Origin of the sequence: Ralstonia sp. 1138 (genome assembly GCF_040544795.1) — a bacterium.
Classification (GTDB): domain Bacteria; phylum Pseudomonadota; class Gammaproteobacteria; order Burkholderiales; family Burkholderiaceae; genus Ralstonia; species Ralstonia flatus.
This window is the reverse complement of the sequence record NZ_JBEPKQ010000001.1, coordinates 848,653-862,349: the sequence shown is the minus strand read 5'-3', so window position 1 is coordinate 862,349 and position 13,697 is coordinate 848,653. Positions and strand designations below refer to the sequence as shown.

Genomic DNA, 13,697 nt, shown 5'->3' with positions numbered 1-13,697 from the left:
ATTGCCTCCTGACCGCCGGCCGATCAACGCATCGCCGGCCACTCAGGAGACGTTCATGACTGCGATGCTTTCTCTGCCGCGCATTGCGCTGGCCCTGTTGGCGACCATGCTCGCCGCAAGCGCATCCGCCGCGACGCTGACCGTGGTAGTGGAGGGCGCACAAGGGCGCCAAGGCGCGGTGCGCGCGGCGATGTTCCGCGACACCGCCGGTTGGCTGAAGCCCGATTCGGCCGTCCGCGCTGACATTGCGGCGCTCGAAAGCGTGTCCGGCAGCAACGTCACCTTCGTCTATCCGGATCTGCCGGCGGGGCGCTACGCGTTGTCGGTCTTCCATGACGCCAACAACGACGGCAAACTTGGCACCAACCCGGCCGGCATTCCCATCGAGCCCTACGGCTTCAGCCGGGATGCACGTGGCCGTTTCGGGCCGCCCGCATTTGACGATGCCGCCATCGACGTGCAGGGCGACCAGCGCGTGACGATTCACTTGCACTGATGCTGAGCGAGGGCCCGTCATGCAACGCCGATCCTTTCTTGCGGCCTTGGGCGCCGCACCCTTTGGTTTGACCTTGACCGACGTAATGGCCGCCACCCCCGACCCGTGGGCTGCCGGGTTTGCCGCAGGACGTGCGCAAACTCCATGGCTGGCCGGTTACCAGGGCGTCGGCGCCGACATGCCGACCCGCGCGCTGAAGGTGGAGGGCGTCTTCCCGCCTGCGTTGCGCGGCGCCTTTTATCGAAACGGCCCAGCGCGGCACGAGATCGGCGGCATGCGTTATCACCATCTGTTTGATGGCGACGGCATGATCCAGCGCTACGACATCAGCGATCAGGGCGTGACGCACCGCGGCGTGTTCGTGCGCACCGACAAGTTCATCGCCGACACCACCGCCGGCCGGCCGCTGCGCGCGACGTTCGGCACCGCCAACCCCGAGATGGAGCCGGTGGCCTCGCCCGACAGCATCAACGTTGCCAACACCAGCCTGGTGATGCATGGCGACGAGATGCTCGCGCTGTGGGAAGGCGGCTCGGCCACGCGTGTCGATCCGGATTCGCTGCGCACGCTGGGCGTGCAGATCTGGCGCGACGACTACAAGGGCATGCCGTTTTCCGCCCACCCCAAGGTCGAGCCCGACGGCACGCTGTGGAATTTTGGCGTGAGCAGCGCGGCCGGTCTGCTGACCGTCTACTGCGTGGGTGCAGACGGCGCACTCAAGCGCGTGGAGTCCATCAAGGTGCCGGACGTGGCGATGGTGCACGACTTTGCCGTGACGCAGCGCCATCTGGTGTTTCTGCTGCCGCCGTTCGTGTACGACGTTGAACGCTCGCACGCCGGCATGTCGTTTCTCGATTCACATGTCTGGCGGCCGGAGCTGGGCATGCGCGTGCTGGTGCTGGATAAGGACGACGTCACGCGCATGCGCTGGTTGGCGTTGCCGGCGGGCTTTGTCTTCCACCTGGGCAATGCGTGGTCGTCGCCGGATGGACAGGAGATCCATCTCGATTACATCCGCTCGGACGATGCCTCGGTCGTCACCACGTCGCTGCGTGAATTGATGCGCGGGCAAATTCGCCCATCGCCCGGCGCGCGTCTGACGCAAGTGCAACTGAATCTGCGAACGGGCCGCGCCGAGCAGTTCAGCACCGACCACGTTGCTGAATTCCCGAAGATCGACACGCGACGCACCGCGCAACGCCATCGCGCGTTGTTCATGGTGGCCCACACGGCGCCATCGTCGGATGGCGGCCCGCAGGCGCTGCACGCCTTTGACACCATCATGCGCGTCGACATCGATTCAGGGCAGACCGAGCAATACCGCTTCGGCCACCGCACGCTGGTGGAGGAACACGTGTTCGTGCCGGCATCGGCCAGCGCCCGCGAAGGCGAGGGCTGGCTGATCGGCACGGTCTTCGATGTGGATGCCGGCTGCACGAAGCTGACGGCCTTCGATGCACAGCATGTTGCTGCAGGGCCCGTCGCCACGGCGAGCCTGAACGGCGTCGCGCCGCTCGGGCTGCATGGCTTGTTTCGTGCGGCTTAGAGGGGTTGAAGGGCTTAAAGGGCTTAAAGCGCTTAAAGCGCCCGCCTGTCAGAGCGGGTGCGTCAGCAGGCCGTAGAGCGTGCGCACGCCGCTCACGTAGTTGCCCATCCGCAGGTTCTCGTTCGCGGCATGCTGGTTGTTATCGGCATTGACCAGAGGAATGATCGCGAACGGCACCTGCAGCACGCCAACGATTTCCGCCGTGGGGACCGTTCCGCCCATCATGCGAATGCGGACCGGCGCCGGGTTCGCACCAAAGGTGTCGGTCAGCGACTTGTAGGCCCATGTGCCCACTGCCGAGTCGATGGGTGAACCCGCGGCATCTGCGCCTTCGCTTTGATACGTGAAGGTGGCCAGCTTGTCGTAGCGGCTGCGCTCTTCGTCGGTCGGGGCGTTCTTGACGAGGTGGTAGCCCTGGCGCTCGATGTGCTGCTCAATGAGTTTGCCGAGGTAGCCTGCGGTGGAGTCGGGCGTGGTGCGCAGGTCCAGTTCGGCGACGGCCTTGTCGGGCACGATGTTCGCCACCTTGTCGCCCACCGCCGCAGACGCCATGCCGCGCACGTTCAATGACGGGTACTGCATCGCCTCCTGGTAATTGGCGCCGACCTTGTCGGCATGCGCAATGCCCAGGCGCTTGTTGAGCGCGGCCTGGTCGTCGGGCACCGCCGCCATGATCTTGCGGTCGGCCGCGCTGATCTTCACGTGGTCGTAATAGCCCGGCACCGTCACCCGGCCCGCGTCGTTCTTCATCGATGCCAGCAGGTTGGCCAACTGCTGGGCCGGGTTGCGGGCGTAGTTGCCGTAGTGCCCACTGTGCAGCGGCACCTTGGCACCGTAGACGGTGAGCCTCGCTTCGGCCGCGCCGCGGTTGCCAAAGACCAGCGTCGGCAGGTTGCTCGCATGCATCGGGCCGTCGTGGATGACGATGGCGTCGCAGCGCAGCAGCTCGCGGTTTGCCTGCATGACCTTGCTGATCGACGGCGAGCCTTTCTCCTCCTCGCTGTCGAGAATGATCTTCACGTTGACGGCCGGCTGAGCGCCGTTTGCTTTCAGTGCGTCGATGGCGGCCAGCATCATCATGATGGGGCCCTTGTCGTCGGCGGACGACCGCCCGAAAACGCGCCATTCCGGGTCCAGCGGGCCGCTGAAGAGCTGCGCCGAGTCGATCTCTTCCCAGTTGCCCTGAGCGGTCTTGTGCTTGAGCACGGGCGTCCAAGGGCTCTTCTGCGCCCACTGCGCGGGAATCACCGGCTGGCCGTCCAGGTGCATGTAGAACAGCACGGTCTTGCGTGCGGCATCGGGGTTCGGCAGCTCGGCGTAGAGCATCGGTTTGCCGTTGTTCGCCAACTGTTGTGTCGTGAAGCCACGCTTGCGGAACGCCTGCTCCAGCCAATCGGCATTCTTGCGGACGTCTTCCGGCACGATGGCGTCGTTGGGCAGGGAGAGCAGCTCGAAGTATTCGCGGTAGGTTGCCTGCGCGTGGCGCTCGGCGTCTGCCGAAGACAGCTCGGCGGCGCAAGCGAGGCCGGCAGTTCCGAGCATGAGGGTCGGCACCAACGCCAGGAGGCGATGGCAAGCGCGGGGGACGGCAGATGGACGTGCTGCTTGCTGAGGGGACATCAGGACACTCCGCTGGTCGAACAGTTCCGGGTGAGTCTGCGCATACCGCACCTTTTTGACCATTAGAATTTTCTTGGGATATCTTTGCGTTTCATGCAAAGCAGAAGGGCCTCACGCCTACGTCGCCTATGTCATCTCATCGCCTGCAGGAGACGTCCCTCCGCTATTTTCTGGAGGTCGTGCGCACGGGCTCGTTGACGGAGGCGGCCGCGCGCCTGCATGTCAGCGCCTCCGCCATCAGCCGGCAGGTGGCGATGCTTGAAGAGCTGCTCGGCGTGCCGCTGTTCGAACGTCAACCGCGCGGTATGCGACCCAGCGCAGCCGGCGAGCTGCTTGCCGCGCATGCCCTGCGCGGAGCGCTGGAAGCGGAGCGCGTGGTGTCGGATATCCAACGCCTGCAAGGGCTGCAGCGCGGCCGTGTGCGCATTGCGTGTTCCGATGGCTTTGCGATCGAGTTTGTGCCGCGCGCCATCGTGGCGTTTCGCGAGCGGCATCCCGGCATTCAGTTCGATCTGCGCGCCGAAGAGCCCATGCGCGTGACCGAGGCCGTCTTGCGTGGCGACGTGGACATCGGGCTGACCTACAGCCGTGCCGCCGTGCACGGCATCCGCGTGGCGTATCAGCAGCGTGGCTCGGTGTTTGCCATCATGCGGCCCGACCACCCGCTGGCGAAGTTCAGCAGCGTGACGCTGGCGCAGATGCACCCATTCCCGATTGCGCTTTCCGGGCCGGACAACACAGTGCGCCAGTTGTTCGACATGGGCTGCAGTCAGCGCGGGCTCGTGTTCGAGCCGGTGCTGGTCAGCAACCGCTTCGACGGGCTGTTGAGTTTCGTGCTGCAAGGAGGCGGCCTGGGCATTGCCGGGGAGATCACCGTGCGCGAGCGCGTGCAGCGCGGTGAGCTGCATGCCGCGGAAATCCGCGAGCGCGGCATGCGTGGGCGGACCGTGGAACTGCAGACCCTGGCGGGCCGCACCTTGCCCGAGGTGGTGCGGGTGTTTCTGGACTTCCTGCGCGAGGCGCTGCCGGAGCAGCCCGCGCGCTAACCGGTGCTCACCCGCGCTATCGGAACGCGGGTTCGTCAAAGCTGCGCAGCTTGCGCGAGTGCAGCGCCTCGACGCCGCTTTCGCGCAACAGGCGCACGGCTTCCATGCCGATGTCCAAATGCTGGCTGACACGCTGGCGGTAGAACAGGTTGGCCATGCCGCGCAGCTTCAGTTCGCCATGCAGCGGCTTGTCCGATACGCACAGCAGGGTGCCGTAGGGCACGCGCAGGCGGAAGCCGTTGGCGGCAATGGTCGCGCTTTCCATGTCGATGGCAATCGCGCGCGACTGGTTGAAGCGGCTGTACAGCGCCTGATACTTCAGCTCCCAGTTGCGGTCGTCGGTGGAGACCACCGTGCCGGTGCGCATGCGCGATTTCATGTCGGCGCCCGAGAGCCCGGTGATGCGCGCCACCGCTTCCTGCAGCGCCACCTGGATCTCGGCGATGGGCGGCACGGGCACCCAAGGGGGCAGATCCTGGTCGAGCACGTGGTCGTCGCGCACATAGGCGTGGGCAAGCACGTAGTCGCCCAGCTGCTGTGAGCGGCGCAGGCCGCCGCAGTGGCCGATCATCATCCAGCAGTGCGGACGCAGCACGGCCAGGTGATCGGTGATGGTCTTGGCGTTGGACGGGCCCACGCCGATGTTCACCAGCGTCACCCCCAGACGATCTTCGCGCACCAGGTGGTAGGCGGGCATCTGCGGGAGGCCCTTGATGCGGTGGGAGTCGTCCGGCGCGGGCGTGCCGAGTTCGTGTTCGGTGTCGCCGGGCTCGACAAAGCGGATGTAGCCCTCGTCGTTGCCGTCCTCCATCAGCTTGCGGCCGAGGGCGGCAAACTCATCGACATAGCGCTGGTAATTGGTGAACAGCACGAAGCGCTGGAAGTGCTTCGGGTGCGTGGCGGTGTAGTGGTACAGGCGCTGCAGGGCCAGGTCGACGCGCTCGGCCGTGAACATCGACAAGGGCTGCGGTTCGTCGCCAATGGGGCGGTATGTGCCGTTGGCGATGGAGTCGTCGATCTGCGCAAGGTCGGGCAGCGTAAACGCACCGCCCAGCGCGCGCGCTTGTTCCGGCGTGATGTCCACCGTCGACGCTTCCACCACGAACGGCAGCGGAATCGGCCGGTTGCTCACACCCACCACGACGGGGCTGTTGTGATAGTGCAGCAGGCGCTCGATCTGTACGCGGTAGTAGTCACGGAACAAGTCCGGCCGCGTGAGCGTCGTGCCGTACACGCCCGGATATGCCACCGTGCCCCACGCCGGCCGCGCGTCGCTCACCAGCGTTTTCGGGTCGACGGTGATGCCGAGGTACGGATAGCAGGCGGAGAGGTCTTCGCTGCAGTCCTCTCCACGCGCAAAGGCGTGGAAACGATCGCGGATCGCCTGCGCGGAGCGCTCGTAGATGGCGGTGATGCGCTCGACGGCAGTGTTGGCGTCGGTGCAGATCGCCAGGTCGTGCGCGGGATAGAGATGGGTAGAGGCGCGGGTATCGGTCATGTTCTCGATGATACCGACGTTTTGTGAACCCAAGATAGCGATGTGACCTATGTCACGGCATCTGAAACAGGGCGTTCACGCCAGCGCAAAAAGCGTTGCCAGGTCGACATGTGGGCCGGTTGCGCCGCCGGCGTGCGGGGGCCCGCGCGCAACCAATTGGGTAAGGCCTCGATGCCGGTGCACAGCAGGAAATACAGCACGGCCACCGCGCCGAATACCTCCGCCGGGTAGGCAACGGTGCGGCTGTTGACCTGGCTGGCGGCAGTCGACAATTCCACCACGCCCACGATGTAGGCCAGCGATGTGTCCTTGACCGTCGAGACCCATTGGTTGGCCAGCGACGGCAGCATGATGCGCCACGCCTGCGGCAGCACGACGGTCAGCAACGCCTGTGTGGGCGACATGCCCAGCGCCAGCGCCGCGTTGCGCTGCCCGGCACCGACGGCGCGCAAGCCGGCCTCCATGCTCTGGGTGATGTAGGCAGCGCCCACGGCGGCAAGCGCGGCGACGACCGTGGCGGTTTCCGGCACCGCCACGCCCAGCGCCATCGGGATCAGAAAGTACGCCCAGAACATCAGCATCAGTACCGGGATGGCTCGCAGCGTGGCCAGCAGTCCGCGCAGCAGACGCGCCAGCCGGCGCAGCCTTGGCATGGCGTCGAGCCGATCGAGCAGCAGCGCCGCGCCGACACCCGCTGCCGTGGCGATCACGCACGCCCACAGCGCCATCCACAAGGTGAGCGCCGCGCCGGCCAGCGGGCCATTCGGATACGGACCGATCAGCAGGTAGCGCAGGTGCAGGAGCACGGCTTCCGTCGTCACGAGGGCGCTCCGTTCGGCAGCGTCGATGTCGATGCCCAGCCGAGCCGCCGCAGTACCTGGGGCGCGGCCCATTGCAGCAACAGGATCAGCCCTGCATACAGCACGGTTGCCACGGCAAAGGCCTGGAAGGCGAGCAGCGTGTCGGTTTCCACCTGCCGGGCGCTATACGCAAGCTCGGCCAGCCCGATGCCCATGGCGAGCGAGGTGTTTTTGATGGTGTTGGCACATTGCCCCAGCAGCGGCAGCGCCGACACGCGCAGCGCCTGCGGCAGCACCACGCGCAGGAAGGCGGCACGCGGCGTGAAGCCCAGCGACAGTGCGGCCTCGCGCTGCCCGCGCGGCACGGCCCGAATGCCGGCGCGCAGCTCTTCCGAGAAGAACGCGCCGGCGTACAGCGCGATGCCGAACGCCGCCGCCAGAAATTCGAACGACGGCGCAGGCAATCGCCAGGCACCCACGGCGATGCCGCCCCAACCGGTGATGGCACCGACCACGTCTTCGCCCAGCAATTGCGCCGCGCCGAAATACCAGAAGAACAGTTGCACGAGTAACGGCGTCTTGCGCAGGAAGGCCACCAGCGCGCGGGCCGGCAAGTGCAGCCACGGCTGAGCACTCGCGCGCAGCGCCGTCAAGAGCAGACCCACGGTCAGCCCGCCCGCGATGGCCGCCGCCGACACCAGCAGCGTCATCCCGAAGCCCTCCAGCATCCAGCCGAGATAACGCGGCGGCAGGGGCTGGAGGAGGGCCGGCAGGCTCAAGCTCACTTGGTGCTGCCGATGATGAAGTCGCGCGGCAGCGGGGCGGCGCTCTTCGGACCGAACCAGCGGTCATAGATGCGGCCGGCGGTGCCGTCCTTCTCGAGACCTTGCAGGATCTGGTCGATGGTCGCCGTCAGCTTCGTTTCGCCCTTCGGCACACCGATGCCCATGTACTCGCGCGTCAGCACGAAGGGCGAGATCTCCAGTTCGCTGCGATTGGGCAGCGTAGCCAGCAACGCGCCCAGCTTGGCACCGTCCTGCGCAAAAGCCTGGATGGCCCCGGTGCGCAGTGCGGTGAGCGCGAGCGGGGAGTCGTCATAGGCGATCACGCGGGCGTTGGGATAGCCGTCGCGCAGCGTGGTTTCCTGTGTGGTGCCCTTGTCGACGCCCAGGCGGATGCCGTCTTTCTTCAGATCGTCCGGCTGCTTGAGCACACCCTTCTTGGCGATGAACTGCAGGCCGCTGGCAAAGTACGGCGTGCTGAATTCAATCTGCTTCTTGCGCTCGTCGGTAATGGTGAAGTTGGCGGCCACGATGTCCACCTTGCCGGACGTGAGCAGCGGCACGCGGTTGGCCGGGTTGGTGGCGCGCAGTTCCAGCTTGACGCCCAGCTTGTTGGCGATTTCCTGCGCGTAGTCCACATCCAAGCCAACAGGCTGACCGGTCTTGGCATCGGCGTAACCGAACGGCGGATTGGCGTCGAACACGCCCACCCGCAGGACACCCGCCTTCTTGATGTCGTCCAGCCTGTCGGCGTGGGCTTGCGGCGCGTGGAGCACCGCCACCGCCAGCGCTGCCCCGATGACCACGCCCACGGCCTGGCGTGACGACTTTGCCAACGCCAGCGCCAGACCCGACAACGAGAATGCGCCCGAAACGCTTGCTTGCATGACAACCCCCTGATGATTTTTAGGGGCTCAAGCGTAGGGTGATTGCTGCGCCGCGCAAACGAATTCGTTGGCAGATCGATATACGCATGCCGGCACGCAGCGGCGCCGCCATGCGCTGCAAAGCCGCGCTGGCCTTCAGTTTTTACAATTTCTGCCGATAGGAATGGCGGGTCATGGAGGCGCATCGCGCAGTCATTCACCCGACAACAGTGCCCGATACACTGCAAGAACAACAAACGAACGGGGAATACACGTGGACCAACCGGCTGGCGTCGTCATTCGCCGGCAACGCCATGCGCGCGCGGCGTGCCCATCATGCTGATCGCCGCACTGGTTTGCGCCGCGCTCGTCTCGATCGCGCTGATCGGCCTGTCATGGCCGCGCCGTGACGACACGGAGGTCTCTGCCTTCATGCTGCTCGCGCTCGGCACGGCGCTGTGGAGCGGCGCACGGCTGATGGAGGTCGTGACCTTCGACATGCCCGTGCGCGTGGGCTGGGCCAAGGTCGCGTACCTCGGGATCATGATGGTGCCGGCCGCATGGCTGCGCATGGTGATCGGCCTCATCCGGCCCGAACTCAATGCGTTGCCCCTGGTGCGCGCCGGCTGGGTACTGGCGCTGCTGGTGGCCGCCGCGTTCATCGGGCTGGTCGCCACCAATGAACTACATCACCTGGTATGGCTTGATGCGCGCTTTGTCGTCATCGACGGCATGCAGCGCGCCGTGTTCGATCACGGGCGGGCCTTCTGGATCGGCACGGCCTACAACTACGTGCTGCTCGCCATCAGCCTCGTGCTGCTGGTGCTCCCTATCGACGAAGCGGCCTCGGGGCTTTACGTGTCGTCGCGCACGCAAGTGCGCCTGGCGCTGGTCATCGGGCAACTGCTGCCGCTGGTGGCGCATCTGGCGTATCTGCAGCGCTGGACGACGGCCATCGGCGGCGATCTCACACCGGCCACGTTTGCGGTCAGCACCGCGCTGCTGGGCTGGGTCGTCCTGCGGCCGCGCCTGCGCGATACCGCCGCCTATGCCCGCGGCAAGATCGTCGAAGCCATGCGGGACGGCTGCATCGTGCTGGCCCGCGATGGTTCCATTGCCAGCATCAACGCCGCCGCGCGCTATCTGCTGCCCAGCGCCCAGATACATGCCATGCCGCCCGCCGTGCTGAACGTGGCGGGCATCCTGCGCGAATTCGAGCGGACGCGTCTGCCCAATCGCCACCAGGTCTGGCTGCCTGAAACGGGCCGCACGCTGGAAGTCACGCTCGAAGGCCTGAGCGACGCGCGCGGACGCCACGCGGGCGTGTTCCTGTTGTTGCGCGACGTGACGGTCGAGCAGATGCAGCGTGCCGGCATGGCCAGCGCCCAGGACGCACTGCGCGGCGAGCTGCAGCGTACGCAGGCCAAGCTCAGCGTGCTCGAGAACGATGTCAATCGCGACGCGCTTACGCAACTGTTCAATCGCCGCTTTTTTGAGACACAGGCCCCGCGCCTGTTCGACCATGCCCGCCGGGAGCATCGCCCCGTCACGCTGGCGCTGTTCGACATCGATTGCTTCAAGCAATACAACGACACCTACGGCCACCTGCAAGGCGACGAATGCCTGCGCATGGTGGCGGACACGCTGGGCATGGCGTGCCGTCACCCCGATGACTTCATCGCGCGCGTGGGCGGCGAAGAATTCGTGGCCATGCTGTTCGACCTGAACCGCGATGACGCCCGCCAGGCCGTGGCCCGCGCCGTGGCCATGGTGGCCGAACGTGCCGAACCGCATGCGGCATCCGTTGCTGCGCCGTACGTCACGCTGTCAGCCGGTGCCGTCACGCTCACGCCCGGCGACGAACGACTGGACGTGCTCTTCGAGTGGGCCGATGCGGCGCTCTACGATGCCAAGCGCAACGGGCGCAACACGTTCCGCTTTCATCAGGGGCCGCCGGGGCTGCGGAGTGTTGCGGGCCGGGAGTAGACCGCCCGTTCGTAGGGCTACGGCATTGCCTTGTTACGCAACGGCAAGTGCATCGGAAGAATGGACGCATGCGCGGGACCACCGCACATGCGCGGCTGCCGCCAGCAGCCAAATCCATTCTTGGAGTATGCGATGCCGACAGGCCAATCCATTGCCACAGTTGTCGACCACTATCTGCGCAATGCCGAGCTGCCCGAAGCCATTTCTGCGCAGCAGACGTTCCAGCACGCCTTCGATGTCTATCTGAAGGATTCCAACGCCTACGCCAATACGTATTTCGCCCGGTATTTCGAGTGGCAGGGCGTGGTGCGCGAGCGCTGGTTCCACGAATGCATTGACGCAGATCTGCTCATGAGCGGACGCGTGATCTTCGTGACCAAGCTGGCGCATCAGGAATTCGTTGAAGAGACATTTCCGTTTCAGCGCGTGGAATGCCACCTGAACACCTTCCGGGTGCAGCCGTGCTCGTTTTACATGGTGTTCCGGTTTGTTTCAGGCGGGCGGCTGGTGTCGCTGGGGTATCAGCAGGTGGTGTGCGCCAACGCCGAGCGCGTGATTCAGCGATTGCCGGAACACGTGCGCACGCGCGTGAAGGCGTATGAGCTGGACACGCTCCCGGAACTGGCGCAGGTGTCCTGACGCTCTGAAGGTGTGAACGTCAGATAGCAGGAGGTTGGGGAAACCGCATGGAGAACAGCGTGTATTCCCCAACCACGGATTCGCACTGGATGCGCCCGCCGAATGCCTGCATCACGCGGCGGCAGAATGTCAGCCCCACGCCCGAGCCCTTGCCGACATGCTTGGTCGAGAAGAACGGGTCGAACATGCGGCGCTGCACGCTGGGCGGAATGCCGGTGGCGCTGTCGCGCACGACGAGCACGTAGCTGTCGCCATCGTGACGGGCGGAGATTTCGATGTGCCCCTTGCGCGCGATCTGGATGGCGTGCAGCGCGTTCTTCAGCAGGTTGAACAGCACATAGACCAGCAGCGTGTCGGAGCCCACGAAGCGCCAGTCGGCGTTGAATGCCTCCACGTGCACGCGTTCGCGCTCGCCGGCCTGAAACGGATACTGCGCCACGGCCGTCTCCACGCATTCGCGCAGCGAGTGGGCCGCAAAGGTGCGCCGGTCGAGGCGCTCCAGCGTGACGGATGCCAACGCCATTTCGATCACGCTGTGCGCGGATGCGACTTCCGACGTGATGGCCCCCGCCAGTTTGGACAGGCGATCCAGCATGGCCGGATGTTGCGGCGGTTGGCACAGGCCGTTGTCGATGGCGAGCTGATAGCCGCGGTAGACGTCGGGCCAGGCGCGGGCGATTTCGGCGGCCTGCAGGCGGATGGTCGTCAGCGGCGTGCGCACTTCATGGGCAACGGTGGCGGCCAGTGCATACGGGCGCATCAGGTCGAACTTGACCACGCCCACGGCGATGATGCCCAGCGCAATGGCCAGCGGGAGCACGCCCGGCGGGTAGAACGCAACGCCGTAGTTGACCGCGTAGTCGGCCGCCGCCAGCGAAATCAGCCCCACGCCGAACAGGCACGTCAGCAACCGTTTGCGCTTTTCGGCGGTGGCATGCCGCTGCGCGCGGTACAGCACCCACATGCCGCGCGTGACCAGCGCAACTGTCTGGGCGATGTGCACGGCTTCCAGCACGCCCGCTTTCGGATAGAAACCGAAGTGGAACGCATGCACGCCATCGATGACGAGGTTGGTGGTCAGCAGCAGCGCGATCAGGGCGGCATCCAGCGCATAGGCGGCCAGGAGCCAGTGCCGCTCGCTCGGCGCTTCGGCCACCTCCACGGCAAAGTGATACAGCATGGTCGGCATGACCAGGATGGCGATCCAGCCGAGCTTGGCCAGCACCTGGGCCGTGCCGACATCATGCGTCTGGAAGAGGAACGCCCAGATGCCCTGCCACAGGCACGTGAGCGTGGTCATGCCGAGAAACGCCAGGCTCGCGCGTGTGCGGCCGCGCGTGGTCACGACGTAGACGCCGTAGAACAGGAAGAGCGACGAGACGAAGGCGGGAAACAGGGCGTACATGGAAGTCGGAAGTCGGCGCAGTGGCCGCGCGCCAATGCCGGCCGGAGTCGACGGTAACCCGGAAGGCTACCGGCAACCCCGCGTTCGTACACGTGTTCCGATATCACATTTTTTTCATTCAGGATTAAGCGAAACCCTGAAAATGGCGCCGTATCAGGGCACCCCTCGAACGGGTGTGACAAAAAGGATGAGGGCGGGATGAAGGCGCCCGGTTCACTCCACCGCTTCAGGTCGCCTCGATGAGCATCGCGTCGATCGCAAACGAATGGTCGGGCGCCACGGCAAAGTACGCACGCGCTTCGTCGGCGGCGCGGTCGAACAGATCGCGGATGGCATCGGCCCGGACCTGCGGGGTGCGGATGCGGGCGATCCAGCTGTCGAAGGTCATCGTCAGCTTCCAGGTGCGTGGCGTGCCGGGCTGGAAACCGGCCTCGGTCAGCATGGCCTGCCATTCGGACACACGGTAGTCGCGCACGTGCGACGCATCGCGCAGCACCTCGGCGGTTTGCAGCAGCGTGTCGAGCAGCGGCACCTCGGGCGCCACGATATCCACGATGACGAGCTTACCGCCGGGTTTGAGCACACGGCGCGCTTCGGCCAGGCCTTTGCGCACGTCGTACCAGTGGTGAGCGGAAAAACGCGTGGCAACGATGTCGAACGCGGCATCGTCAAACGGCAGGCGCTCGGCGGGGCCCGCTTGCGTGTGCAATTGCGTGAGACCGCGGCGAGCGGCTTCGGCGGCCACGACGCTCAGCATGTCTTCCGACAGGTCATACGCCACCATGGCGGCCACGTGCGGCGCCATGGCAAAGCTGACGTGCCCGCCGCCGCAGCCCAGATCGAGCACCTTGGCGTGCGGCATCGATTGCGCCAGCGCAGCCAGCGCATCGAGCTCGGCGCCCTGTGCGTGCACTGCGCTGGTCAGGTAGGCCTGGGCGACCTGTCCGAATTGCGCGTCGACGAGACGATGCTGCTGCATGGCTGCTCCTTACGGCGTGTGGGGACGAGGAGCG

The 13,697-nt window shown here is 65.8% G+C and carries 12 protein-coding genes; 5 read left to right on the top strand and 7 right to left on the bottom strand.

Features of this window, described 5'->3' with window-relative positions; all coding sequences use genetic code 11:
- Positions 1–55 precede the first annotated feature (55 nt).
- Positions 56–496, top strand: a complete 441-nt coding sequence (locus tag ABIC76_RS03685; RefSeq protein ID WP_354533008.1) for a DUF2141 domain-containing protein — start codon at positions 56–58, stop codon at positions 494–496.
- 19 nt (positions 497–515) lie between these two features.
- The gene (locus ABIC76_RS03680; RefSeq protein ID WP_354533007.1) at positions 516–2,042 is read left to right on the top strand and encodes a carotenoid oxygenase family protein; all 1,527 of its coding nucleotides are present in this window, start codon (positions 516–518) and stop codon (positions 2,040–2,042) included.
- A gap of 48 nt (positions 2,043–2,090) precedes the next feature.
- Here the strand turns inward: ABIC76_RS03680 and ABIC76_RS03675 are convergent, their stop codons facing one another.
- Positions 2,091–3,584, bottom strand: coding sequence for a M20/M25/M40 family metallo-hydrolase (locus tag ABIC76_RS03675; protein ID WP_354533006.1), 1,494 nt, complete (start codon positions 3,582–3,584; stop codon positions 2,091–2,093).
- 206 nt (positions 3,585–3,790) lie between these two features.
- Between ABIC76_RS03675 and ABIC76_RS03670 the strand changes: the two genes are divergently transcribed.
- Complete coding sequence (locus tag ABIC76_RS03670) at positions 3,791–4,708, top strand: LysR family transcriptional regulator (RefSeq protein WP_102065845.1); 918 nt, start codon at positions 3,791–3,793, stop codon at positions 4,706–4,708.
- A 16-nt stretch (positions 4,709–4,724) separates the two neighbouring features.
- Here ABIC76_RS03670 and ABIC76_RS03665 read toward each other — a convergent pair whose 3' ends face one another.
- From ABIC76_RS03665 to ABIC76_RS03650, 4 genes are read right to left on the bottom strand one after another with little or no spacing between them, the layout of a single operon-like run.
- Positions 4,725–6,206, bottom strand: a complete 1,482-nt coding sequence (locus ABIC76_RS03665; protein ID WP_102066143.1) for an AMP nucleosidase — start codon at positions 6,204–6,206, stop codon at positions 4,725–4,727.
- A gap of 47 nt (positions 6,207–6,253) precedes the next feature.
- The gene (locus tag ABIC76_RS03660; RefSeq protein ID WP_354533005.1) at positions 6,254–7,027 is read right to left on the bottom strand and encodes an amino acid ABC transporter permease; all 774 of its coding nucleotides are present in this window, start codon (positions 7,025–7,027) and stop codon (positions 6,254–6,256) included.
- The gene (locus ABIC76_RS03655; protein WP_354533537.1) at positions 7,024–7,734 is read right to left on the bottom strand and encodes an amino acid ABC transporter permease; all 711 of its coding nucleotides are present in this window, start codon (positions 7,732–7,734) and stop codon (positions 7,024–7,026) included. Before ABIC76_RS03655 ends, ABIC76_RS03660 begins: the two co-directional genes overlap by 4 nt.
- A 53-nt stretch (positions 7,735–7,787) precedes the next feature.
- Entirely contained in the window at positions 7,788–8,675 is an 888-nt protein-coding gene (locus tag ABIC76_RS03650) for an ABC transporter substrate-binding protein (protein WP_102065846.1), read from the bottom strand.
- A gap of 315 nt (positions 8,676–8,990) precedes the next feature.
- On the opposite strand from ABIC76_RS03650, the gene ABIC76_RS03645 reads away from it, so the two are divergent.
- Complete coding sequence (locus ABIC76_RS03645) at positions 8,991–10,640, top strand: diguanylate cyclase domain-containing protein (RefSeq protein WP_354533004.1); 1,650 nt, start codon at positions 8,991–8,993, stop codon at positions 10,638–10,640.
- Between the two features lie 132 nt (positions 10,641–10,772).
- Positions 10,773–11,279: an acyl-CoA thioesterase gene (locus ABIC76_RS03640; RefSeq protein WP_316898639.1), complete on the top strand. Its 507-nt coding sequence runs from the start codon at positions 10,773–10,775 to the stop codon at positions 11,277–11,279.
- Between the two features lie 19 nt (positions 11,280–11,298).
- Here ABIC76_RS03640 and ABIC76_RS03635 read toward each other — a convergent pair whose 3' ends face one another.
- Positions 11,299–12,684 carry a sensor histidine kinase gene (locus tag ABIC76_RS03635; protein WP_354533003.1) on the bottom strand — a complete coding sequence of 462 codons (1,386 nt, stop codon included), beginning with the start codon at positions 12,682–12,684 and terminating at the stop codon, positions 11,299–11,301.
- Between the two features lie 226 nt (positions 12,685–12,910).
- Positions 12,911–13,663, bottom strand: a complete 753-nt coding sequence (locus ABIC76_RS03630) for a class I SAM-dependent methyltransferase (RefSeq protein WP_354533002.1) — start codon at positions 13,661–13,663, stop codon at positions 12,911–12,913.
- Positions 13,664–13,697 lie beyond the last annotated feature (34 nt).

Coding starts and splice junctions, on each gene's coding strand:
- ABIC76_RS03670 (WP_102065845.1), top strand. CDS start 3,791: ATGTCATCTCATCGCCTGCAGGAGACGTCCCTCCGCTATTTTCTGGAG.
- ABIC76_RS03680 (WP_354533007.1), top strand. CDS start 516: ATGCAACGCCGATCCTTTCTTGCGGCCTTGGGCGCCGCACCCTTTGGT.
- ABIC76_RS03675 (WP_354533006.1), bottom strand. CDS start 3,584: ATGCTCGGAACTGCCGGCCTCGCTTGCGCCGCCGAGCTGTCTTCGGCA.
- ABIC76_RS03665 (WP_102066143.1), bottom strand. CDS start 6,206: ATGACCGATACCCGCGCCTCTACCCATCTCTATCCCGCGCACGACCTG.
- ABIC76_RS03685 (WP_354533008.1), top strand. CDS start 56: ATGACTGCGATGCTTTCTCTGCCGCGCATTGCGCTGGCCCTGTTGGCG.
- ABIC76_RS03640 (WP_316898639.1), top strand. CDS start 10,773: ATGCCGACAGGCCAATCCATTGCCACAGTTGTCGACCACTATCTGCGC.
- ABIC76_RS03655 (WP_354533537.1), bottom strand. CDS start 7,734: ATGCTGGAGGGCTTCGGGATGACGCTGCTGGTGTCGGCGGCGGCCATC.
- ABIC76_RS03650 (WP_102065846.1), bottom strand. CDS start 8,675: ATGCAAGCAAGCGTTTCGGGCGCATTCTCGTTGTCGGGTCTGGCGCTG.
- ABIC76_RS03630 (WP_354533002.1), bottom strand. CDS start 13,663: ATGCAGCAGCATCGTCTCGTCGACGCGCAATTCGGACAGGTCGCCCAG.
- ABIC76_RS03645 (WP_354533004.1), top strand. CDS start 8,991: ATGCTGATCGCCGCACTGGTTTGCGCCGCGCTCGTCTCGATCGCGCTG.
- ABIC76_RS03635 (WP_354533003.1), bottom strand. CDS start 12,684: ATGTACGCCCTGTTTCCCGCCTTCGTCTCGTCGCTCTTCCTGTTCTAC.